25 protein-coding genes and 2 riboswitches are annotated in these 23,999 nt (G+C 38.6%); of the genes, 11 read left to right on the top strand and 14 right to left on the bottom strand.

The annotated features are described in order from the left end of the window. Window positions 1-622: 622 nt before the first annotated feature. From D8Q48_RS10135 to D8Q48_RS10085, 10 genes are all read right to left on the bottom strand, one after another. Window positions 623-1,426: an HAD family hydrolase gene (locus D8Q48_RS10135; RefSeq protein ID WP_121056405.1), complete on the bottom strand. Its 804-nt coding sequence runs from the start codon at window positions 1,424-1,426 to the stop codon at window positions 623-625. A gap of 130 nt (window positions 1,427-1,556) precedes the next feature. Further along, complete coding sequence (locus D8Q48_RS10130; protein WP_347562299.1) at window positions 1,557-3,107, bottom strand: Na+/H+ antiporter NhaC family protein; 1,551 nt, start codon at window positions 3,105-3,107, stop codon at window positions 1,557-1,559. A 173-nt stretch (window positions 3,108-3,280) separates the two neighbouring features. After that, a riboswitch (Lysine riboswitch) is annotated at window positions 3,281-3,451 on the bottom strand. Between the two features lie 37 nt (window positions 3,452-3,488). After that, window positions 3,489-4,118 carry a uracil phosphoribosyltransferase gene (gene upp, locus D8Q48_RS10125; RefSeq protein WP_121056404.1) on the bottom strand — a complete coding sequence of 210 codons (630 nt, stop codon included), beginning with the start codon at window positions 4,116-4,118 and terminating at the stop codon, window positions 3,489-3,491. Window positions 4,119-4,254: 136 nt separating this feature from the next. Beyond that, window positions 4,255-5,622 carry an SPFH domain-containing protein gene (locus D8Q48_RS10120; protein ID WP_121056403.1) on the bottom strand — a complete coding sequence of 456 codons (1,368 nt, stop codon included), beginning with the start codon at window positions 5,620-5,622 and terminating at the stop codon, window positions 4,255-4,257. A 169-nt stretch (window positions 5,623-5,791) separates the two neighbouring features. Beyond that, entirely contained in the window at window positions 5,792-6,910 is a 1,119-nt protein-coding gene (locus D8Q48_RS10115) for a heparan-alpha-glucosaminide N-acetyltransferase domain-containing protein (protein ID WP_121056402.1), read from the bottom strand. 259 nt (window positions 6,911-7,169) lie between these two features. Then, the gene (locus D8Q48_RS10110) at window positions 7,170-8,423 is read right to left on the bottom strand and encodes an RNA-binding domain-containing protein (protein WP_121056401.1); all 1,254 of its coding nucleotides are present in this window, start codon (window positions 8,421-8,423) and stop codon (window positions 7,170-7,172) included. 194 nt (window positions 8,424-8,617) lie between these two features. After that, a complete protein-coding gene (locus D8Q48_RS10105; protein ID WP_191855123.1) occupies window positions 8,618-8,986 on the bottom strand; it encodes a hypothetical protein in 369 nt (122 codons plus the stop codon). 536 nt (window positions 8,987-9,522) lie between these two features. Beyond that, window positions 9,523-10,737 (bottom strand): guanine deaminase, encoded by a 1,215-nt coding sequence (gene guaD, locus D8Q48_RS10095; RefSeq protein ID WP_121056400.1) that lies wholly within the window; start codon window positions 10,735-10,737, stop codon window positions 9,523-9,525. Window positions 10,738-10,874: 137 nt separating this feature from the next. Continuing rightward, on the bottom strand, window positions 10,875-12,170 hold the full coding sequence (locus D8Q48_RS10090) for a tyrosine-type recombinase/integrase (RefSeq protein ID WP_054703075.1): 1,296 nt from the start codon (window positions 12,168-12,170) through the stop codon (window positions 10,875-10,877). 86 nt (window positions 12,171-12,256) lie between these two features. Then, window positions 12,257-12,886: a helix-turn-helix transcriptional regulator gene (locus D8Q48_RS10085; RefSeq protein ID WP_054703076.1), complete on the bottom strand. Its 630-nt coding sequence runs from the start codon at window positions 12,884-12,886 to the stop codon at window positions 12,257-12,259. A gap of 175 nt (window positions 12,887-13,061) precedes the next feature. Here D8Q48_RS10085 and D8Q48_RS10080 point away from each other — a divergent pair, with 175 nt between their 5' ends. The 11 genes from D8Q48_RS10080 (at window position 13,062) to D8Q48_RS10030 (ending at window position 20,330) form a co-directional block, all read left to right on the top strand. Further along, a complete protein-coding gene (locus tag D8Q48_RS10080; protein ID WP_002578307.1) occupies window positions 13,062-13,292 on the top strand; it encodes a helix-turn-helix domain-containing protein in 231 nt (76 codons plus the stop codon). A gap of 146 nt (window positions 13,293-13,438) precedes the next feature. Next, window positions 13,439-13,753 carry a hypothetical protein gene (locus tag D8Q48_RS10075; protein WP_055219036.1) on the top strand — a complete coding sequence of 105 codons (315 nt, stop codon included), beginning with the start codon at window positions 13,439-13,441 and terminating at the stop codon, window positions 13,751-13,753. Continuing rightward, complete coding sequence (locus D8Q48_RS17890; RefSeq protein ID WP_083460726.1) at window positions 13,753-14,058, top strand: hypothetical protein; 306 nt, start codon at window positions 13,753-13,755, stop codon at window positions 14,056-14,058. Before D8Q48_RS10075 ends, D8Q48_RS17890 begins: the two co-directional genes overlap by 1 nt. Continuing rightward, window positions 14,034-15,755, top strand: a complete 1,722-nt coding sequence (locus D8Q48_RS10065) for a MobA/MobL family protein (protein ID WP_118006327.1) — start codon at window positions 14,034-14,036, stop codon at window positions 15,753-15,755. The genes D8Q48_RS17890 and D8Q48_RS10065 overlap by 25 nt, the downstream gene beginning before the upstream one ends. Continuing rightward, entirely contained in the window at window positions 15,694-16,443 is a 750-nt protein-coding gene (locus D8Q48_RS10060; RefSeq protein WP_242915125.1) for a DUF6040 family protein, read from the top strand. The genes D8Q48_RS10065 and D8Q48_RS10060 overlap by 62 nt, the downstream gene beginning before the upstream one ends. Before the next feature lie 430 nt (window positions 16,444-16,873). Further along, a complete protein-coding gene (locus tag D8Q48_RS10055) occupies window positions 16,874-17,089 on the top strand; it encodes a TnpV protein (protein ID WP_243116277.1) in 216 nt (71 codons plus the stop codon). Next, on the top strand, window positions 17,058-17,435 hold the full coding sequence (locus D8Q48_RS10050) for an MGMT family protein (RefSeq protein WP_330514584.1): 378 nt from the start codon (window positions 17,058-17,060) through the stop codon (window positions 17,433-17,435). The genes D8Q48_RS10055 and D8Q48_RS10050 overlap by 32 nt, the downstream gene beginning before the upstream one ends. Window positions 17,436-17,611: 176 nt before the next feature. Continuing rightward, window positions 17,612-18,067, top strand: a complete 456-nt coding sequence (locus D8Q48_RS10045; protein WP_022046904.1) for a MarR family transcriptional regulator — start codon at window positions 17,612-17,614, stop codon at window positions 18,065-18,067. Then, window positions 18,057-19,403, top strand: a complete 1,347-nt coding sequence (locus D8Q48_RS10040; protein ID WP_054703079.1) for an MATE family efflux transporter — start codon at window positions 18,057-18,059, stop codon at window positions 19,401-19,403. The genes D8Q48_RS10045 and D8Q48_RS10040 overlap by 11 nt, the downstream gene beginning before the upstream one ends. Window positions 19,404-19,484: 81 nt before the next feature. After that, entirely contained in the window at window positions 19,485-19,688 is a 204-nt protein-coding gene (locus D8Q48_RS10035) for a cytidylate kinase family protein (RefSeq protein WP_330426652.1), read from the top strand. A gap of 177 nt (window positions 19,689-19,865) precedes the next feature. Further along, a complete protein-coding gene (locus tag D8Q48_RS10030) occupies window positions 19,866-20,330 on the top strand; it encodes a hypothetical protein (RefSeq protein WP_243116276.1) in 465 nt (154 codons plus the stop codon). Window positions 20,331-20,703: 373 nt separating this feature from the next. On the opposite strand, the gene D8Q48_RS10025 is transcribed toward D8Q48_RS10030, so the two are convergent. The 4 genes from D8Q48_RS10025 to D8Q48_RS10015 form a co-directional block, all read right to left on the bottom strand. Continuing rightward, complete coding sequence (locus D8Q48_RS10025; RefSeq protein ID WP_054703081.1) at window positions 20,704-20,940, bottom strand: DUF6061 family protein; 237 nt, start codon at window positions 20,938-20,940, stop codon at window positions 20,704-20,706. 234 nt (window positions 20,941-21,174) lie between these two features. Next, the gene (locus D8Q48_RS17800) at window positions 21,175-21,300 is read right to left on the bottom strand and encodes a hypothetical protein (protein ID WP_279230734.1); all 126 of its coding nucleotides are present in this window, start codon (window positions 21,298-21,300) and stop codon (window positions 21,175-21,177) included. 36 nt (window positions 21,301-21,336) lie between these two features. After that, window positions 21,337-22,755: an NCS2 family permease gene (locus D8Q48_RS10020; protein WP_121056399.1), complete on the bottom strand. Its 1,419-nt coding sequence runs from the start codon at window positions 22,753-22,755 to the stop codon at window positions 21,337-21,339. Between the two features lie 141 nt (window positions 22,756-22,896). Beyond that, a riboswitch (purine riboswitch) is annotated at window positions 22,897-22,993 on the bottom strand. Window positions 22,994-23,141: 148 nt separating this feature from the next. Next, window positions 23,142-23,999: ATP-binding protein (locus tag D8Q48_RS10015; protein ID WP_121056398.1), on the bottom strand; the 858-nt coding region annotated here is incomplete at its 5' end.

Below are 23,999 nucleotides of genomic sequence, written 5' to 3'. Positions count from 1 at the left end.
TCTTATTGATTTTGTAACTCAATATTTTTTATATTTATCCTACTTATAATTATCAAAGGGTAGACTCCCCGATAATCATTTCTTAGTTTACCATAAGTGCTTCACAATGTCAAAAAAATGCATCCACAATTGACATTGCAGATGCATTTTCTATTTCTTTTTCTCTATTCAATTTTTTATTATTTTATTTTCGCGTTATCTCCCGGATTATTCTTTCTATAACTGTTCAATACCTGCAGTATCCTTACTTCGATATTCCAAATACTTACTTAATTATTCCATCTATAATCGGGTATCTCGCTATTTGATCTGATTTACATCTGATGTTTCTTTACACATCTTATGAAATCCTATCTTATGTGGTATCTATGTTCAATATGTCTGCTGGATTATTGTAAAGATCTCTTATTATTGGACCTTTCATCCGCCATACCACTAACATATTGAGTTGTAATCGAACTAATATCGTCCATTGGACCTCTACCTCCTACTCTATAATATTTCCTTCTTTCGAATTGCCTATAGTTTAACACCCGAATCTTATTTTGTCAATATTTTACGTTTTTTATTTTAAATTTTCTTTCTTCGAATCAAAATTATGCTGTTTTTTCTGATAATTCATTCATCTTTTGGCTATCACTTCTCTTGCCTTGGAAACCGCATCCACAAATCCGTTCTGGTCAATATGCTTTGCAACATAATCTGCCGCTTCCTGCACCTCATCCATCGCATTTCCCATAGCAATCCCAAATCCGGCTGCCCGAATCAACTCTATGTCATTCATGCTATCCCCGATTGCAATAATATCATCCCAGGATGCATGATAATAGTCCATAACACACTCCGCACCTTTAACCTTTCCATTCTCTTTCGGAATCATATCTGCACCACCAAGCTCATCCCCCATACACAAAAGCTTTGTCTCTGGGAAATGCTCCTGTACATCAGCAATTGCTTCTTTTGTATCTGCTAAAAACATCGACGGAATCTGTTTTTCATACAACGCCTTGTATGCGTCCCCACTCTTTGGCAATAACTGCTGCTGTTTTGGAGATGCGGTCTCCTTGAATCGCTCAATGCTGGAAGTACACCAATCATTGCCCTGGCCAGATAACAGACAATAATTTTTTTCTACAACGTAATCTAATATTCTTCTCTGTAAATCCTTATCAAAATATTTTTCTTTTACTAATTTTCCTTCTATCTCAACAATAGCGCCATTTGCACTAACCAGACAATCCGGAGTTATACGTCCTTGAAATTCTTCGGGAAGTGAATTATTTCGAAATGCTCTTCCACTTGCAATAACTAGTTTATATCCGTCCTTTTGCAACTGCTCAAGCGCACATAGTGTACTTTCCGGAATCTGCCATGTCTGATGACTGAAAATTGTATTATCATAATCTATAAAAAATATTGGTTTCATTCGTTTCTTCTCCCTTCGCTTGCTTTACCTAGTTTGAAGTAATTATAACGCAGATTTATATTTAGTCAAAGAAAAAGAGACTCTCGTTTTTAGGAAACACCCAAAAAGTTAGTCTCTTTTCTACTACTTTTTAATTTTCTTTATTTCTTGTATGATTTCGAATTGCAAGAAGCACCAAAATCTGCAATGCAATTCCGATTGCCAGGCAAATAACCGCATTCTGTATCACACCTGCAATTACATATGTGATACATGAAACAGCTGCAACTGTTATTGCATATGGCAACTGTGTTGATACGTGATTTACATGATTACATTGTGCTCCTGCTGAAGCCATAATTGTTGTATCTGAAATTGGCGAACAATGATCTCCACATACAGCTCCTGCCATACAAGCTGAAATGGAAATGATCATCATTGTTTCATTTGTTCCCTGAAATACAGCAACTACAATAGGAATCAATATTCCGAATGTTCCCCATGAAGTACCTGTTGCAAATGCCAGGAAGCATCCTACAAGGAATATAATTGCAGGAAGAAGATTTAATAACCCGCCTGCTGCCGAATTCATTATTGACGCTACATATTCAGCTGCACCAAGGCTATCTGTCATTGATTTTAATGTCCAGGCAAATGTAAGAATCAGGATTGCAGGAACCATAGCTTTAAATCCATCCGGAATACAAGCCATAGAATCCGAAAAACGCAGAACTTTTCTTACTGCATAAAATACAATTGTAATCACCATTGCGAAAAAGCTTCCAAGCATCAGTCCAACAGATGCATCACTTCCTGAAAATGCTTCTACAAATCCTGTTCCCGAGAAGAACCCGCCTGAATAGATCATTCCTATAACACAGCAAATAATAAGTGAAATAATTGGGAATACCAGATCAATTACCTTTCCCTTGTTATAAATAACATTTTCCTGTGCACTCTCATACGGTCTGTCATCCGTTGTATAAAGATCGCCCGCAATTGCATTATCTTCATGTTCTTTCATCGGACCATAATCTTCTTTTGCCAGAACTAAAGTCACCATCATAATAATTGTAAGGATCGCATAATAGTTATATGGAATCGCACGAATAAAGATTGAAAATCCGTCCTCTCCTTTTACAAATCCTGTTACTGCTGCTGCCCATGATGAAATCGGTGCGATAATACATATCGGCGCTGCTGTTGCATCAATTAAATATGCAAGTTTTGCACGTGACACATTGTGACTATCTGTTACCGGACGCATAACGCTTCCAACTGTCAGACAGTTAAAATAATCATCGATAAAAATTAAAACTCCAAGTGCGATTGTTGTAAGCTGTGCACCTGCCCTTGTCTTAATATGCTCTTTAGCCCAACGTCCAAATGCTGCTGAACCACCTGCTTTATTCATCATACATACCATAACACCAAGGATTATCAAAAATATCAGAATACCCATATTATAGCTGTCAGTGAGAACACCTACCACTCCATCCTGAAATACATGTAATATCGTGGCTTCCGGTTTGAATCCCGCCCAAAAAGCTCCTCCGATCAAAACTCCAACAAACAATGAACTATACACTTCTTTTGTAATAAGTGCCAATACAATCGCAATAACCGGAGGTACTAACGACCAGATTGATGCATACATTGCTGGCACATACTCTTTGGATGTGTCTGCTGCAAATACTGTCATCGAACTAAAACATAATATGCTCATTGCAACCAAGAGCAACCCGCCCATTTTTCTCTTGTTTCTCATTTTTTCTCTTTCTTCTCCTTCTTCAACCATTTTTAGACAAAGAAATGCCGCTGGCATCTCTTTGTTGGTGAGTCGCCCGCGGCATAAATAAATCAAAAAATCCATATATCCTCGATAGCTCTCCACACCTGTGACAGTCCGGAGCATATTCTGCATCCGGCCCAGGAATCATATCAGGGAAATATCATTCCTTCGGCGGCTTCTCCTTTCTCCTACTGACAGTCTTCCCTTGACTATTGCCAGACGGATACTCTTATCACCGCGCCTCTATCAAACATTTTATATAATAGCATATTTTATTTTCAAAAACTACCCCTATTTTGTACCAAAAATACGATCCCCTGCATCTCCGAGTCCTGGGCAGATGTAAGCAGCTTTATTCAGCTCTCTGTCGATATGGCCTACATACAACTGAATATTCGGATGTGCATCCATCAGACGTTTAATTCCTTCCGGAGCAGCGATAATAGCCATGAATTTAATCTTCTTACCGCCATGTTTTTTAATAAAATCAACTGCTGCAACTGCTGAACCGCCTGTAGCAAGCATCGGATCTGTAACAACGATCAAACGCTCTTCAATCGGATCCGGCAGCTTACAATAATACTCATGTGGCTCGTGTGTCTCCTCGTCACGATACAGACCAATATGTCCAATCTTTGCTGTCGGCACTAAAGCCTGAATACCATTTACCATTCCCAAACCTGCACGTAAGATCGGTACAATAGCAAATTTCTTTCCGGCAATCTGAGGTGTCATGCATGTTTCAATCGGAGTCTCAACCTCAACATCTTCAAGTGGCAGATCCTTTAATGCCTCATACCCCATCAGCATTGCAATCTCTTCTACAAGTGCACGAAATTCTGCTGTTCCTGTATTCTTATCTCTCAATCTTGAAATCTTGTGCTGGATCAGTGGGTGTGTCATCTCAATTACATTACTCATTTTCTACGTCCTCCATTGTATTCGTACCTTTTATTATAATGATTTTTATGTATTGAAACCACCCTTTTCTAATAAAAATTGTTTCCATTTTCTGCTTAACCATATGTTTTAATAGCACAAATCCCCCGCACTCTTTCTACTGAATATCAGCATCATCAAATGGATCTCCGCACTCTGGGCAGAATTTTGGCGGATTCTTCGGATCTTCAGGTTCCCAACCACATTTATCACAACGATACAATGGTGCCGCTGCCGGTTTTTTGGCGCCACATTCTGAACAGAACTTTCCTTTGTTTACTGCTCCGCACGAACATGTCCATCCCTCTTCCTGTACCGGTTTTGGGCTGCCACATTCCGAACAGAATTTTCCTGTAACTGTTGCACCACATGTACACTGCCAGCTGTCTGCTGCCGGTGCTGCCTGTGAAGGCGGAGTCTGTGCTGCTTGCGCCGCCTGTCTTTCAAGCTCTTCTCTTCGTCTTGCTTCCTCTTGCTGGGCTCCCATTGCAAATAAATTCTGGGCATTCATTCCGCCACCTGCATTCATAGCCATACCCATACCGATAAAGCCGTTCATAGCACCGCCTTCGTTGCTTGCTGCTGCTTTCATCGCATCTGCCTGAGCGCCTACCATAGTTGCCGCTGCCATTGTTGGATTCTGAAGCATTGCTGTACGCTGTGCTTGTTTGATCAACTCTGCATCTTCTTCCGGAAGTGTCACTGAACCAAGTGCAATACTTACTACCTTCAGTCCACGAAGCTCACTCCATTTTGCTGACAGTGTTTCATTCATAGCATTTTCCAGCTCTGTAGTATGATTTACAATTTGATTCGGACGCAGCTCCATATCAGAAAGCCGTCCAAATGCCGGCTGCAAAGCACTGATAAACTCTGTTTTTAACTGTCTGTCAATTTCTTCTCTCGTATACTCATTCTCCACATTACCGCACACATTTGTGTAGAACAACAACGGGTCACTGATTCGATAAGAATAAACACCTGAACATCGTACTGCTACATCAATATCCAGACCTATCTTAGAATCTACAACACGGAATGGAATCGGATTTGGCGTACCGAATTTATTATCAATCAACTCTTTTGTATTAAAATAATAAACTCGCTGATCTTTACCTGTATCGCCGCCAAATGTAAATCGTTTTCCGATTGTTTCAAATGTCTTTGAAATACTATCTCCAAGATTACCGGAGAAGATACTTGGCTCTGTGGATGTATCATATGTAAACTGTCCGGATTCTGCACATATCTCTACTACTTTTCCCTGTTCTACAATAATCATACACTGACCATCTGCCACAGCGATTCCACTACCATTTGTAATAATATTGTCATTGCCTTTTTTATTAGAAGAACGAGAACTTGTCTGCTTCTGTCCTTTCCTCACCATGACATTTTTATCCATTGCTTCACAATAGAAAAACTCTTTCCATTGATCTGCCATTGTTCCGCCTACCGCTCCTGCAACTGCTTTAATAAGTCCCATACCTATATCTCCTTCCATAGAATAATTCGCCTATTATTATCTTACACTTATAATAAGTTGAAATCCACATAATTTCACTATCACTTATGCTAGTAAGTGAATTTTGATAACAAAAAACAACTTATAGAAAATATCAATAAATAGGGTAGCATATAAAAATAATCAATTATTAGCACACTCTTTTTATCTTATTCATAATTATTAAGTATCCTTGTACAAGCAAATCAGTTACTATCAGCACTATAACCGACCATATCAAACACTCTTTTACATTAAATCCGGAAAATGCAGCGAAACCACAAATCACATAATACACACCGATATGCACTGCATATATCTTAGATATTTGTTTTGAATAATAACACAATTTGTTATATCCAAATTTCCATTTTTCTATCATCGGCATAATCCAAAATGCAATTGCAAATACAAGCATGATACTGCAAAAGCTTCCGACTACTTTTGCCAGGCCCGGCGTTCTGTACTGTTCAATCATATAGTTAAAAAATCTGTCAACTGTAGGGTGTGTCATTATGCAGCATGCAAACCATATCACTGCTATAATTCCACATATTATACCACTCTTTTTATAAAAATCTCCTTTTTCATCTTCAGGAACTCTTCTGATCACTTTTCCAAAAACATATCCTAAAAATACATAACTCAAATACGGAAAGAAACAAAAGCTTGTTTCACCTTTTCCGCCAAATGTCATATCCAAAATCCAGTTAAGTACCTGATTATCAGAAACTAACATCTTTGTAAATGGTGATACGATTCCTACTATTACAGCACTGATTACATATCCACTGATCTTTACATTTAATTTTCTATATATCGCAAGCACAAGATAACACATACCTGATATAAAAAATATATTTACAAATGTAAGTGCTGCATACATGTTTTGTGCATATAATTCTCTGCTGCCTGCGACTTCTCCTGTAATCACATTTCTAATATTGAAACTAATTAACAAAGCTGCGGCATAACATAAATTACTTAATCCCTGATACAATAACAGTCTCACACCATTTTTAACCATATCTTCTGGCTTAGAATGTCGTGTAAAAACACTTCCAAATCCCATAGTAAATAAATATAAGCAAGCACCTGTCGGCATAAACAGTGCAAACATAATTTTATGTACATTCGATTCTGCTGCTTCCACGCCTGCTATTATCTGAAATGAATGTATAAATACTATCATGATCATTAGGAAACCTTTTACCAGATCAAGTTCCCGCTGTCGACCTGTATTCACTTCTCTGTCCTGTAAAGATAACATATTTTTCACCTCTTTCACTGTTGTCCCTATTATTAGCGCATCATATTTATCATTATATGCTTATACAATCAGTTTATCATTGAGGCATCTATTGTTCAATTCTGTTTTTTATTCTTATAACACATTGGTGTCAGGCACCCATTAATTTTTAAATCACTTGCATAACAGGTGGTTTAGGATTTCTATCCAATAAAAGAAGCATGCGAAAAACTCGCTGCCGCTCAGATAGTTTCCACATGCCTCTTTAACATATAACATTCTAATTTACCCTATATTTTACCCCACGTCCTGCTCCTCTTCGTGTAATTACATTTTTATCCAGAAGGCCGTTGAGAACTCTTATTGTCTTATCTTTTCCCAAACCTGTAGCCTTCGCAAGCTCTGACCGTGTCATTTCATCCTTCTCTCTTAGTAACTTCCAAATCATCTTTTCTTCTGTTGCTAAATCTTTCATATCTGTGAAAACCGGGAGTACTACCTGAATAGAATTCGAAAACACTTTATATTTTGGTTTTTCGATTGCATCTTTATATGCGTAATTAATTCGCATGATTCCGGTTCCGAATTTCTCTATATATTTCAATCTAAAAAACACATTCCGTATAATTGGATTTCGTAATATTGAAATCTGTCCGTTTAGGTATTCTTCCTCATTAATTCCTTCCGGTAATCCACCTGGCGAATTAATTTCAATTCGATCCGAATACATGCTCACCTTTATAGAAGCTTTTACATCCCACATTCTATGGACCAAAGCATTTGCAATCGCCTCGCGAAAAGCTTTTTCTGGTATCTTATCAACTACATTTCTTTCTGTCCCTTCTATTTTCTCATACTGGTAATATCTCCGAAACATTTGAAGCATTTGCTCTAATTCGTCTAAAATAGAAATATATTCAAATACCTTTCGTTCCATAATTTCATCTATATTTTCCCCAAAACGTATTACATCAATTCCCATAAAACTATTCTTATCCGCAAGAAGTTCTGCCGCAACATTGAACCCAGTTTTATCTGAATATAACTCCAATGTCTTTAATATATCGCTATTCAGTTTTTCTATGTTCATTCCCTGTATTAGCACTTGCTCCAGTTTATTGAAAGTCAAATCTTGATTTCTTGCTGTAATTTCTTCAAACGACTGATTTTCTCCTTCCAGAACTAATCGATTATACTCCATCCTTCCAACTTCTATCGTCGCAGAATCATTTCTCTTATACGCCTTTCCCTTAAAGATATATGGTTTATAACGCCCTTCTTGTACTGTAAGACATATTGTTGAATCCGATTGAATTTGCACTGAATATTCCGGAACCGGCTTTATACTATCATTTATCTTATTTTCGAGATTTAAACAGGCATCTATAGTATTTGGAACACCCACTGTCTCTCCATTATCTTTGACACCAAAAATTATTTGTCCCCCCTCATAGTTGGCAAAAGCACTTATTGTTTTCATGTAGGTATTAGAATCTAGATTATCTTTGTATTCTAATTGTTTTCCTTCTCTCATATTTCTGTGCCTCCTTCATAATTAGGATTCTACAAGAATTCTTTTTTCTATATTATAAAATCGTCGCAATTAATTTGCAACGATTTTATTTTTCGTTGCAAATTAATTGCAACGATTCATCTTTTTGTTTTGAATTGATTCCCTCAATTGAATTAAAGTATTTCCAACAGAACTCTTTTTACTCCTATATGAAATTATTTCTTTTCAGCCTGTTCTTTAATATATTGAAATACCTTTTTATCATTCTTTGATTTTTCATGTTTTATTATGTCCATGGCTCTTTCTTCTATCAGCTCCTGCTTTCTTGTCTGAACAACAAAATAGCTCTGAGCAAACGCAATCTCTTCTTTTCTAGGATCGCCATTTTGAGCAATAAGATAACATGCATATCTGGTAAACATGTAATCCTTTACCGCTCTTTCTGCCCCACTACCTATTGGAACCATTTTCGTGACGTTGCGAAAATGGTCCGCTGGCTCTATTTCAGAAGCCTTACAAGAATCTACCGCTCTTTCAATTGCCTTATGAAAATATTCCCAGCGATCATATCCAAGAAGAGCCATCAAATCCCTTACATACTAAAATTCAACAGCTTCTTCTTGTATTATCTTTACAATTTCATCAAAAGCATTTTTCATTGCATATATTGTTTTCTTATCCATATTCCAAAACTCCTTTATCCAATTATGGAACTCTTAAAGTGTTCGAATTCGAACACTTTAAACTTCCATACGCCTTTTTATATTCCGTTCTTCAAATTATCTAAAAATTGACTAAAAATATATCACCGTTCATACGATGCAATAATTTCTTTGCGTTCCTGCTTGTTCTGTTCCTGTTGTAATTTCAACGCCTGTTGCGATTTTGTACCATATCATTTGCCATATCAACTCATCTCACTTTTAAGAGGTCTTGTCAAGTACTTCTTTGTAAAATCGCATAAATTGCATAAATAAACCTCTTGGATTTGCATTAATTAAATACTAATCCAAGAGGTAAAAAAGGTATTCTCTCGCAAGAGGCAGATTGGGGGGCTGCCTCTTGCGAGAACTCTTATCGCCGACCCCCAATCTTTAGTTGATTATAAAGAATCTCTTTTTTAATCAGCTACTTTTTCTCCTGCTACATATTTAGCATAAACTTCTCGTTCATCCGCCAAATAAATCATTCGTTCTAAACGCTGTTCCATATTCATCTCCTGTGGATGAATCAATCGTTTATCATCGAGCACTACTGCATCCATTTCATATCCTGCTTCGAAGCTTCCCACTTTACCAAAAAATTCTCCGCCTCCTTTTGTAGCCATATAAAATACTTCAGGCATAGTTAATTGAGTCAATTTTTCATCTTTCAATCTCCAACGTAACTTTGACGCCTGAACTGCATACCTCATAGCAACAAACATATTTTCCGTAGATCCGGCAGCCACATCACTTCCTAAGCCTACATGCATTCCTTCTGCCAAATATTGTCTGATAGGTGCCACTCCTGATGACAAATTCGTATTTGATTCCGGACAGTGTGCGATAAACACACCATTTTCCTTCATCCTCCTGATCTCATTTTCATCTGAATGTACGCAATGAGCCATAACCGTCTTGCTGTCTCTTCCAAACAGCCCAAACTGATCATATGCATCTCCATAAAATTCTGATTTTGGACATAATTCCTGTACCCATGCAATCTCTCCATAATTTTCTGAAAGATGCGACTGTACTGGAATCTGATATTTTACTTGAATATCTTTCAACTTATGCATAAGTTCATCTGTACAGCTTGGTATAAATCGAGGAGTTAAAATCGGTCTTGTATGTTGATACTGTTTCTTTTGCACTTCTTCAAGCCATGAGATTGTTTCATTTACGCTTTCTTCTGTTTCTTCTCGCAGATAATCCGGTGAATTGCGATCCATGTTCACCTTACCAACCATTGTAGCAAGCCCGGCTTTTTCAAGCATATCCATCAATAAAATAGTTGAATCTTTATGAATCGTTGCAAATATGCACGCTCTTGTTGTTGCACTTTTCTTCAGATTGTCTACAAACATCTGATAAGCTTTTTGAGCATAAATTATGTCTTTATACTTTGACTCCTCTGGAAAAGTATTTGTCTCCAGCCAGTCTAAAAGTTCCATATCCATACCTAATCCACGAAAAGCATACTGTGGTGCATGTACATGCAAATCTACAAATCCAGGAACGATGATTCTGTCTCCATAATTCTCTACCAGTATTCCCTCGTATTCTTCCGGAAGTATCGAATACACTCCTTCAATTTTATTTGCTTTATATACAAGATATCCATTTTCGCAAATCTTTAATTTGTGGAGAGATTTCCTGAACTTTCCTTATTTTTCAAGGCTTACAGCCCCTTAGATAGTGAAATGATATGTATTTTCCCTTATTTTTGCCCTTATGCGGAATCCGCAAGGGAAATAAGGGAAATTTTTAGTTAAGCATTGCTCGCTACTTTATCAAGAAGTCTTGCGGAATCCCGTTTTGCTTTTCTTGTTGAGTGAGCGTAAATATTCATTGTGGTACTGACATCAGAGTGTCCTAACAGTTCCTGTACATCTTTCGGTGCAGCTCCATTGGAAAGCAGATTGCTGGTATAAGTGTGACGCAACTGGTGAAAATGGAAATCTTCAAATCCTTCCAGCTTCTTTGCCACTGATCTGCATACAATGCTGAGTGTACTCGGCAGTTCCAAAGAGCCATCTGGTCGCAGGCAGACAAAGGAGATTTCTTTGTAATCTGTCGGGATTTCCTGTGTTCCGTCAAGATGATAGTATTCATAATATACCCTGTTTTTCACATGCACTTCTTTGTAGTAATTGCGGTGATATAATTCGCCATACTGCATCCGGTTTTTGAGCTGTTCTTTTCTGGCAGCTTTCAGTACTTCAGTCAGCGTATCTCCAAAATCAACAATCCTTACTTTTTTCCGTTTCGTTGGTCCGATAATATTTTTGTGTTTCATGCCGTCGTAGCGGATACTGCGTTTTATGGTCAGGCATTGTTCCTCAAGGTTAATGTCCTGCCATGTAAGACCACAGGTTTCCCCGATACGGAGCCCGGCATAATACGCAATTTGAATCGGCAGAATAGCAGGTGGATTTTTCTTTTCCAGATATTGGATAAGCCGTTCATAATCCTCATGTGAAATCGGCTGTGTACCTTCTTCCACTTCATCATCGGAAAAGAGGTCAACTTCCTCTGCCTGCTTTTTCAGCTTAATATACTGCATCGGATTGAAACTGATTAACTGTTTTGGAAATACTGCAAAACGGAATGACTGCTGTAACACTGCGGAAAAAGAATGGATATAATCTTTGCTGTATCCTTTTCTTACTTTCCCGTCTGGAAACTCACCACCGAATGTAAGCAGATCAAGAAATGCCTGTAAATGTTCGGCAGTAACTGTTTTCAGTTTGCGGTCTGCAATCGGGTGTTTTTTGATATAGCGGATTACACCAAGATAATTTTCTACTGTACCGTTGCTGAGTGTCCCAGTTTTTAGTTCTTCTTCTGCCCACATGTCCAGAAGTTCTCCTACGGTAAGATTATCTGCCTTTGCGACAAATTTCTTATTTTCGTAATCTTCCAGTGCCTTGCGGAGAAGCTTTTCCGTCTCACTTTTACTCTCGGTTCCGGCGTATTCTTTCTGAACCATTTTACCGCTTGCATCTTCTACATAGAAGCGATAGTACCATTTTTTTCCTTTTTTTCTAACAGATCCTTTTGCCATAATCGTATGTCTCCTTTCGATATCAGACAATCGGAACTGTTGAAATGCTTCTTGCGTGTAAGTATATCACAACTCCGGTTGTCTTACTATACCGATTCAGAATCCTCATACATAACTTCGGATAAAAGATTGGCAAGCCTTTGTTCTGCTGCTTCCGGTTTCTTTGAATAGAGCCTTATCACATCTGCCATATCGTTAAATGCGTTGACAGTATGCGTGATCTCCCTGAGAAACATAATCTCATTATATTCATCTTTCGATTCAAATCCCATTACTTTGGCAATGTCCGCATCTTTGGTACTGCCTTTGTAATTTTTGCAGGCGAACTGAAACGAATCCAGAAACAATTCATATTGCTTTAACAGTAACAGCAGTAAGTCTTTAGAAAAAGCGTCTTCTGTTTTATTGAGGTCAAGAGGTAACTGTTTGAGAATGTTGCCCATCGCATCACGAATCTGCAATTCTTTCTTATCCGTAATATCAGTTTCATATTCATCGGTTTCCCCTTTGAGCCATTTGATTGATACATGAAGTGCTTCCGAGAGACCTTCCAGTACCATCTTTTTGGTATTGTCAATCGAACCGTTCTCATAACGCAGGATTGTGGAAGCGGTAACTCCCATCTTCTCTGCGACATAAGGCTGTGTCAGATTTAATTCCAGACGGCGCTGTTTTGCCCTGCTGCCGATCAGCTTGCGTAGTTCTTTATCTTTCATGCTGATGTGCCTCCTTTTTCGGTATGTCATTACTATACCACGTAACAACATATATTGCAATATGCAATTTAAAGAAAAGAAATATAATTTCATAATGCTTGACAACAAGATGCAAACACGCTATACTGACAGCACAAACGAAATTGCATAATGCAATCAATAAGGAGGTGGTCATATGACGCAAAGAAAGATCGCCTTATCTATTGAGGAAGCTGCTGATTATACGGGAATTGGCAGGAACACCCTGCGAAAGTTGGTAGAGTGGAAGAAACTTCCGGTATTGAAGGTTGGGAGAAAAGTCCTGATCAAAACAGATATGCTGGAACTCTTTATGGAAGCCAACGAGGGCAGGGACTTGAGGGATAAGGGAAATGTGAAAGCAGTCACAAGAAACGGTTCAACTTAAAAAAGCGGTTCCCGAAGAAACCGCCAAAGGTTCTATCAGACCGGAGCCATGATATACCTACACGCAAGCAGATTATACCATGTACTTCGTCTGATAGACAACAGGAAACTTATGTTTGGAAGAAAAATGAAAGGACGATGATATTTATGGCAAGATCAACAAAGAGTTATGAGGAGCGTATGCTCCAGTTGGAAAAGAAAGAACAGGAAAGCCTTGAGAAGGCAAAACAGTATGCAGCACAGAAACGGGAACTGAAGAAACGTCAGAAAGATGTGGAAACCAAAAAGCGGACACACAGGCTCTGCCAGATTGGCGGTGCGGTGGAATCGGTGCTGGGTTCTGCGATTGAGGAAGAAGATATCCCGAAGCTGATCGGCTTCTTAAAAAGGCAGGAAGCAAACGGAAAGTTTTTCTCAAAGGCAATGCAGAAAGAGCCAGTTGCAAATACGGAGGAAGTGTAATGCCGGAGGGAGTGGGTTTTCCATTCCCTTCATTGCTTTTTTATGAAGGGCGCACTTATGGACAACCAGAGGTCGTCCGTATAAGTTTGCCACAGATGGCAACCGGTCTGCGCTTACGCTTGCCGGGCTCGTTCCGTCGGCGGGGCTTTCAGCCAGACCTGCTCATGCCGCAGGAGGCACTCTTATGCAGAGGGCGTTCCGGCAGATACCATTTTCTTTTAGGGAAAAGGTTACCTGCTGGAAATCAAAGCCGGATACGGCAGAAAGGGGGAAACGGAGCATGGCGATTTTTCATTATACAGTAAAGATTGTTGGACGCAGCAAAGGAAAATCCATCATATCGGCGTCTGCTTATCTCAATGGCGATGTGATGAAAAATGAAGAAACAGGCAGGATCAGCTACTACACTTCAAAAAAAGAAGTCGTTTATACCAGCCTGATGATGTGTGAAAATGCACCACAGGAATGGCAGAATGTACCTGCTGAAACTATCAGACGGTTCCAGAAATCAGTCCGATATAAAAGAGCAGATAACAAAGAAGCTGCACTGGAAAAATTCAAACTTACTTTTCAGAAACAGCGTTTGTGGAATGAAGTTTTGAAGATTGAGAAGACCGCGGATGCACAGCTTGGCAGGTCGTTTGAGTTCTCACTACCGAAAGAATGGAACCGAAAGGAACAGATTGAATATACAACGGATTATATTCAGAAAATCTTTGTAGACAAAGGCATGTGTGCAGATTGGAGCATTCACGATAAGGGCGATGGAAACCCACATGTGCATTTACTTGTTACCATGCGTCCATTCAATCCAGACCATTCATGGGGAAACAAAGAAGTCAAAGACTGGGATTTTGTCAGAGATAATGATGGAAATATCGTGGTTGATGAGTCTCACCCGGACTGGTGGCAGGATAAAAAGAACCCTGCCCGTCATGGAATCCGAATCCCGGTATTGGACGAAAACGGTAATCCGAAAATCGGTGCAAGGAATCGTAAACAGTGGAAACGTGTATTAACCGATGCTACCGGATGGAACAATCCCAAAAATTGTGAACTATGGCGGAGCGAATGGGCAAATGTCTGTAATGCACATTTGAAAACGGAAAATCACATTGACCACCGTTCTTATGCAAGGCAGGGAAAATTTGAGATACCAACGATCCATGAGGGTGCGGATGCCAGAAAAATTGATGAGAAATTTCAAAACGGACAGACATCCTCCGCTTCATGGAAAGTGGAGGAAAACCAGATCATAAAAAGACAAAATGCACTGCTGGGTAAAATAAAGATTTCTTTTGGAAAAGTATCTGGTGCATTGACACAATGGAAGGAGCGATTGGATGACATTAGAAGAAAGCCGGGAAGTCATTCCCATGATGGAGACAATGATAAACCAGATCGAGGAACAGCAGAATCTTATGGCAGAGATGATACAGGAATTACAGGAACGGGACAGGCAGCTTCTGTTTTTTCAGGAGCAGAACCAGAGTTTAAAAAACTTAAACAGCGAATTATCCGGGCTGCTGAATCTTTTGCCAGATACAGAAGAACTGCTCTCACAGATCGAGCAACAGAAAACCAGAATCGAACAGTTGGAAACCGAGAATCAGCAATGGCAGGAATTAACGCAGAAGCTGAACAGCGAGAACAGCTTATTGCAGAAACAGAATACCGAATTGCTGACCTTAAACAGCAGATAGAGAAAGTGAGGGAGCTTGATGAACGGATGCAAAGACTTAGAGAACGTCGGGCAGGTGGAAGAACTTTTGCTGATGACAGAACAGATGCAGGACGAACTGGATCAGAAAGACCAGACAATTTTGGAACTGAACAAGCAGCTAAGCGAATCGCTGACCTTGAACGAGAAATTGAACAGCGAAAACAGAGTCGAGAATATCGAAGCATTGCGGACAAGATTAAGGCAAACAGAGGAGCGATTGACCAACGAGACAGACAGAAGGAAAAGAGCCGACGCAGAAGTCGTGGCATGGAAATTTAAGTATGAAAAAGCAGAACAGGAGAAACTTTATGCACAGACACACCAAAAGACGGTAGAGGTAGCTGTTGAGAAAAAAGTGCCTTATGAGAAATGTGAAAAATGTGACCGCACTGCTTACCAGAAAGCAAAAGAAAAATGCGATAACCGCAAAAGTCAGCTGGAAAAGAAATTTAAAAATATGACAACTGGTTATGAAAGTATCCTGTTCCTACTGGCATGGTACAGCATAACAATAACCCTGTTTACGGCTATTCTTTCGCCAGTTTTCCTTAACGACTGTATCACCTTTTTCGGTGTGTTAGGAAAAGGAATGGGAAGCTTGTTTCGGGAGTTTGTCATAGGTGCAGATTCTTTCGGACAGTTAAGCAGCGGAATACCTAACCGTATCCTTTCCGGGCTTATGTACTGGCTGATCGTAGCTATTGTTATGGGAATTTTATTTATAATAACCGGATTACTGATAGTTGGGATTGGCTATCAGGTTGGAAAAATCTACCGGAAATATTGCTGGGATATCCTCAGTATAATAGTGGCGATAACGAGTGCAGCTATTGTAATTTACTTTGGAGAATGGATAAAATCTGTTATTCCTGTAAATCTTATCACGCTGTTGCTACTGGTGCATGTGATTTATATTGGAATTCGATGCTATGTGAAAGACTGGCAGGAAGAACGGGGATATTATTAAGAGTAGGTCGGACAGCTAAATTTTTAAAGCTGTCCGATTTGTGCATAAAAATAAAATTTATTCGTTTGGATATTACTTTATTGGTTTTATTATAATAAAGCCAATTATAATAAGAAATAGTGTTAGTATCCATGAAATAGGAAAAGCATAATACAGAATATTTAACTGGCAATGCTGCCTGAAAATAGTATATATCCAGAGGATACGAAAACAACAGGTTCCTATGATAGTTGCAATAGCCGGGTATAAAGAGTGCCCAGTACCTCTTAATACACCTGTCGGAATCTCATAATAAAATGAACGCAGGCAGCGAAGCAACTGCGTTCATGAGCAAGTAGCGAAAGCGGATTGCGAATGTCCTATTTATATAACGTATACAAATGTAAATGGATATCTGATCCCGAATCTCACCTATAAATCCGGTGAGCAGATGGAGCAACTTGGCAAGTATGGTTTTCTTCACAGAGATTATCTGAAGAATCATCGAAATTCAACTTATCAGGTGATGCTTCTGCAGGACACCATTGGAGAGCATCTTCTGGAAGTAGACAAGGCAGCCAGAGAACGGGAAGAAGTGATTCTGAAACAGCTAGAGAAAAAAGAGCCTTTGCCGGATAAAGAGAAAGATCAGATTATCTGGGTATGATCTGGTTACGGACAGTCCGACAAAGAGAATCTATGAAGCAGTGAAGCGTATTCCGAAAGGACATGTGGCAACTTATGGGAAGATCGCAGAGATGGCGGGAGACCACAGAATGGCAAGAGCCGTGGGCAATGCACTGCATAAGAATCCGGATCCGGAACATATTCCGTGCTTCAGAGTGGTCAATGCGAAAGGTGAACTGGCCGGGGCATTTGCGTTTGGTGGAGAGGATGTACAGGCAGAACTTCTTCGAGCGGATGGAGTTGAAGTGATAAATGGAAGGGTAGATTTGGAAAAATATGGAATATGTGTCTGCGGAAATCTGGGAAAAAATTCCGGAAGATATTAAGAAGATGATAAATTTTCAGCGGATCAGCTGTTAACAATGGAATAAAAGCTTGACAAATTTCTAAATTTTTATATAATTATCAAAGGTAATTAACTGTGATAATTACTAGAAGTGCCATGAATGCAAAAGAAAGTATAAGTGGTGATTTTACTGATAATATATAAGGAGGACAGAATATGACAAGTGAAATAATAAAAAGGATGTTCGATGCATGTTATCAGGCAAAGCGGACCCGGGAGATGCTCCCACCGTTGCCCGAAGGTGTTCGTTCATCCTTTATTCAATATCTGGATACGATACAGTCTTTGGAAGGACAGGGCGTACAGGTAAAGGTGTCGGATATCAGTGATGCAATGGAGCTTCCAAGACCGGGAGTTACAAGAACTGTCAAAGAGATGGAAGAAAAAGGATACCTTAAGAAAATGGCTTCTGAAGCAGATGGACGTGTCACATACATAGCTGTTACAAGAAAGGGAACAAATCTTTCGCAGAAATATGACGAACAATATTTTAAAAGTCTGCTCCCTTACATGGAAGAAATCTCGGACGAAGATGCAGAATGTATGATACGGACGATAGAGAAATTTTATCAGATCATGTGCGAAAGGAGAAAACATTACGATGAACGATAAGGCAGATTTTACACAAGGAAGCATACTTAAAAAACTGATTGCATTTATGATACCGGTGCTGGGATCATTGATCCTGCAGGCGGCATACGGTGCAGTGGATCTTCTGGTAGTTGGAAGATTCGGTTCTACATCCGGGCTTTCAGCGGTTTCTACGGGAAGTCAGGTATTGAATCTTGTAACTTTTGTAGTGACACAGTTTGCAATGGGTATTACGGTACTGATTGCGAGATATCTCGGTGAAAAGAGACCAGAGCAGATTGGATCGGTCATTGGCGGATCAGCAGTTGTATTTACGATGATTGCAGTCGGATTATTTATTGTTATGGTTGGATTTGCACATCCAATCTCAGTCCTGATGCAGGCTCCGAAAGAGGCGGTTGAGCTGACCTCGGTATATGTGCGTATCTGCGGAGGCGGTATTTTCTTTATTGTTGCATACAATCTTTTATCAGCAATTTTCCGTGGACTGGGGGACAGTAAATCACCGTTGCTATTTGTATTTGTTGCATGTATTGTAAATGTGATCGGAGATATAGTACTTGTGGCAGGATTTCATATGGACGCAGCAGGTGCGGCGATTGCAACTGTTACAGCGCAGGCACTCAGCGTAGTATTTGCTATTGTTATTCTGATCAAAAAGGAACTTCCATTTAAGATTACCAGAAAAGATTTCGGGTTGAATAGTCAGTGTAAGAAATTCCTAAAGATCGGACTTCCGCTTGCACTGCAGGAGTTCCTGACACAGATGTCCTTCCTGGCACTTTGTGCATTTGTGAACCGGCTTGGCCTGGAAGCTTCTTCGGGTTACGGTGTTGCATGTAAGATTGTCAACTTTGCGATGCTGGTTCCAAGTGCGCTGATGCAGTCGATGGCATCCTTTGTATCTCAGAACATCGGAGCAGGCAAGGCAAAGCGTGCGAAGAAATCCATGTTTACCGGAATCGGTGTTGGCCTGGTTGTGGGATGTATAGTATTTTTATTGGTGATGTTTGGAGGCGATATACTGGCAGGGTTCTTCACAACGGATGTAGCCGTTATCCAGAAAGGGTATGCATATCTGAAAGGATTCGCACTGGAAACAATCGTGACAGCAATTCTGTTCAGTATGGTCGGATATTTCAATGGTAATAACAAGACGGTATGGGTAATGACACAGGGATTAATCCAGACATTGCTGGTACGTCTTCCATTTGCCTATGTGATGAGTATCCAGCCGAATGCAAGCCTGACGAAGATCGGTCTTGCGGCACCAGTATCGACAATGGTGGGAATCGTGCTAAATGTTGGATTTTATATTTATCTTGACCGTGCAGAGAAAAAAAGTAACGCTTTATAAATCATTATATGTTTAAAAAAGGGAGCGGGAGAGACACTGCAGGTAATTGCTTGAGACCAAGGGAATGCTTCTGGATGATGCATACAGCGTATCAGCTGGTTATATAATGTCAGTGACCAGAAAGCAGCAAAGCTGATAGAGGATACAGATAAAAGGCGTATGACAAATTATAACTTTTATACCGGGCAGAAGTGGGGAAAGGCCAGCAATTACACGTTGTGTCTGAACAGTTCACAGCTTGGATATGGCAGATGTGAAGCGGTTATTATGGAGTGCGCGAAATAAAAAATCCGGTTATAGTAAAATCCCATCTTTGGCAGTTGGAAAGAAAAAATGGCTGCATACCAAGCAAAATCAAGGTGTGCAAAAAAAATCTCAAATAATTAGCACTCACCTCTTGATCAAGCAACTTTTTAGGCAATAAACTTTACTCTTTGGCTTGCAGAAGAGGACAATCTTGCGTTGCTGGCGGATGCCGTTGGCTTGGAGATAACCTTTGATGAAACTGAGTCCAGCGTTGGAGATTTTAATGTAGACATTTATGCAACTGAAACAGGAACGGACAGAAAAACCATTATTGAAAATCAGCTTGAAGATACAGACCATGATTACCTTGGTAAATTGATTACATATGCCTCCGGCAAATCTGCCGATATTGTAATTTGGGTTGTCAAGAGAGCCAGAGAAGAACATCGCTCTGCAATTGAGTGGCTGAATAATCACATCGATGAGAATATTGCGCTCTTCTTGGTAGAAATCAAACTATACCAAATAGGCAGTTCGGATATCGCCGTTAAATTTGAAGTGGTAGAAAAGCCTAATGACTGGACAAGAAAGCCAACAGAATCCTTATATCTTATTCGGCAAATTTTTAAAATAAGGATAAGTGGTCTGAACAGTTCGATTGGGCGATGGACGTTGCCCTGAAGATGAAAAATACCTTCAAGAAATACTTATAAATAATAATCGCATTTGGTATACTTCCTGAAATGATTTTGAGACGTATACCATATCAGATTGCAATCCGACCATTTCAAACACCATATTTCAGAGAAATTGCATTGGCGATGAAAGATCGGACCAAAATTACTCCAGCAGTTAAAAAGTTCACAGAATATTTAAAATATAGGAACATTGATTAAATACTGAATCAAAACTAAAAAGTTTTCATTTGAAATTAATATGCAAATGGCTCAGTATTATTCAAACAAGGTATATTAAGAAACTTGCTTACCATCAATTATAGTAATTTTGATTAAGTAGCCTGTATGTGAAATAAAGAATACAGGCTACTTGTATTTTATAATTCTAATGAATCTTCCGCATCTACCCACATCTGCAAATTTCCATCAAGATATAATCTTGCATATTCAAGAGGTTCATCAATGGCGAGTGCGTTTAATGCACAGTCTGATCCTGGTGTGGTTTTTAAGTCCTTTTCTGCTTCCCAACAGTCAATGCGAAGCATATAGCCTGCACTGGTATAAACATCAATGCTGTTTCGTCCGGGATTATATTCTGCAAATATTGTTCTCATCGTATCTTATCTCCTTATCGATCAATAAATCATCTGTTACAAAAATCAGAAGCATTTCAATCAGTTCACCATGTCACTTTTATTTTGTGTTATACTGTTTTATATAATTTTTTTGCCCTTGTATTTTCCCTTATCAGTGTTCGTAAACACTGGTAGGACGATATAACACAAGGGAAACAATAAGGGAAAGCTCACCTGCGACAAATCCAGTGTTTTCAAGGAATTGCGGAGAATTTAATAACAAAATATAACAGTTATTAAATCTCTTAAAACAGGTGAAATCTCAATCTTTAATTTGTTAGAGGATTCAGAATATACAATCTGCCCCCTTAAAGCTCTAGGATCTGTTTTTTCATTCATTATCTACTAAACCTCCTATAATAACGTCCTTCCGCTTTATCCCAATGTCATAAAGGCATAACGTAAGATAAATATAATTGAAATAATCCATGTCAAAGCTTTGATTTCACGAGCTTTACCTGTAAACAGTTTCATAAAGCAATATGTGATTAATCCAACTGCTACACCATTTGCAATAGAATATGTAAATGGCATAAATACAACTGTACAGAATGCTGGCAATGCATTTGACATTTCACTGAAATCAACTTCTTTAATATTACTAAGCATCAGAATACCTACAAAAATCAGAGCTGGAGCTGTTGCCTGACCCGGTACGATACTTACTATTGGTGCAAATATGATTGAAGCAAGGAACAGTACTGCTGTTACTAAACTTGTCATACCTGTTCTTCCACCTGCAGCAATACCTGCACTGGATTCTACTACTGTTGTAACTGTAGATGTACCAACCATAGCACCTGCTGCTGTTGAAATCGCATCTGACATCAATGCTTCTTTCATGTGAAGGATTTCTCCATTCTCATCAATCATACCAGACTGTCTTGCAGCACCCATCAGAGTTCCAATAGAATCAAACATATTAACCAAAGAAAAACTAAGTACAAGCATTACTACTGTAAAGAATGTGCTTACTATATTGTCCCCTGCAAATAAACCTGCAAAGTCCATTTTAAATAATGATACTTCTGCAAAATCACTGAATTTTGCGCCCAAATTCATATCAAAAGAAGATAACTGTGTAACTCCCAAAGGAATTCCTGCTACAGTTGCCACTAAAATACCAATGATAATAGAACCTTTTACATTTCGTGCATTTAATACACCAATTACAATCAGACCGATCAGCGCAACAAGTGCTCCACAAATTAATGAAACATCTCCACCTTCACTTCTCCACTGTGCAAAGTCTACCATACTTACAAGTGTTGCTGAATTTCCTACAACTAATCCAGAATTTTTCAAACCGATAATCGTAATAAATAAACCAATTCCTGGCGTTATCGCCATTTTTACAGCATCCGGAATTGAACGGATGATTGCTTCTCTAAGTCCAACTGCTGTAATAACAATAAAGAAAATACCAGATATGAATACAATTACTAATGCCTGATTATAGGTATATCCCATAGCTAATACAACGGTATAAGCAAAAAACGCATTCAGTCCCATTCCCGGAGCTTGTGCAAACGGAACCTTTGCATACAGAGCACATAATATTGTTCCAATGAATGCACCAATACAAGTACCAATAAATACACCATTGGAAATCTTTCCTGCCATAACAGTATCTCCCATAATTACATATGGGTCTGCTAAAATCTGTGGATTCAGAATGAGAATATAAGCGATTGTAATAAATGTTGTTATTCCCGCTAAAATTTCAATTTTCATTGTAGAACCACTTTGTGAAATCCCAAAAAATCTTTCAAAAAAACTATCCCTTTTTTCCATTAGTATAACCTCACTTTCACATTTTGCAATTCTGCCATCTATGCAGTTCGGCTCTTGTTATGAAAAATTCCCCCTCCCTATAAAAAACATTAGCCTAAAAAGGGTCATCAAACAAAACTCTTTTTAGGCAAATAAAAAAAGAGTCACCACATAGGATTATGTAGTCAACTCTTTACGGTAGTTGGTAGAAACACTGGACCAATCTCCAGCATATACATAATAGCATTCGCATTAATTAATTTAATACAATCATACTATATTTGTTTACAATTATCTATTGATTTTATATTCAAAAAGCGTAATCATTTTTTGTACATATTGTATGTTTTGTTTTATTTTTCGCATTTTTTATGTGTTTATGCACATTTTAGAGACCTTGATACATTCTAATTCACCCTATATTTTACCCCGCGTCCTGCTCCTCTTCGTGTAATTACATTTTTATCCAGAAGACCATTGAGAACTCTTATTGTCTTATCTTTTCCCAAACCTGTAGCCTTCGCAAGCTCTGACCGTGTCATTTCATCCTTTTCTCTTAGTAACTTCCAAATCATCTTTTCTTCTGTTGATAAATCTTTCATATCTGTGAAAACTGGGAGTACTACCTGAATAGAATTCAAAAACACTTTATATTTTGGTTTTTCGATTGCATCTTTATATGCGTAATTAATTCGCATGATTCCGGTTCCGAATTTCTCTATATATTTCAATCTAAAAAACACATTTCCTATAATTGTATTTCGTAATATTGAAATCTGTCCATTTAGGTATTCTTCCTCATTAATTCCTTCCGGTAATCCACCTGGCGAATTAATTTCAATTCGATCCGAATACATGCTCACCTTTATAGAAGCTTTTACATCCCACATTCTATGGACCAAAGCATTTGCAATCGCCTCGCGAAAAGCTTTTTCTGGTATCTTATCAACTACATTTCTTTCTGTCCCTTCTATTTTCTCATACTGGTAATATCTCCGAAACATTTGAAGCATTTGCTCTAATTCGTCTAAAATAGAAATATATTCAAATACCTTTCGTTCCATAATTTCATCTATATTTTCCCCAAAACGTATTACATCAATTCCCATAAAACTATTCTTATCCGCAAGAAGTTCTGCCGCAACATTGAACCCAGTTTTATCTGAATATAACTCCAATGTCTTTAATATATCGCTATTCAGTTTTTCTATGTTCATTCCCTGTATTAGCACTTGCTCCAGTTTATTGAAAGTCAAATCTTGATT

The organism is Ruminococcus sp. B05 (assembly GCF_003628495.1).
GTDB classification, from domain to species: domain Bacteria; phylum Bacillota; class Clostridia; order Lachnospirales; family Lachnospiraceae; genus Schaedlerella; species Schaedlerella hominis.
This window is presented reverse-complemented; position numbering and strand designations above follow the sequence as displayed.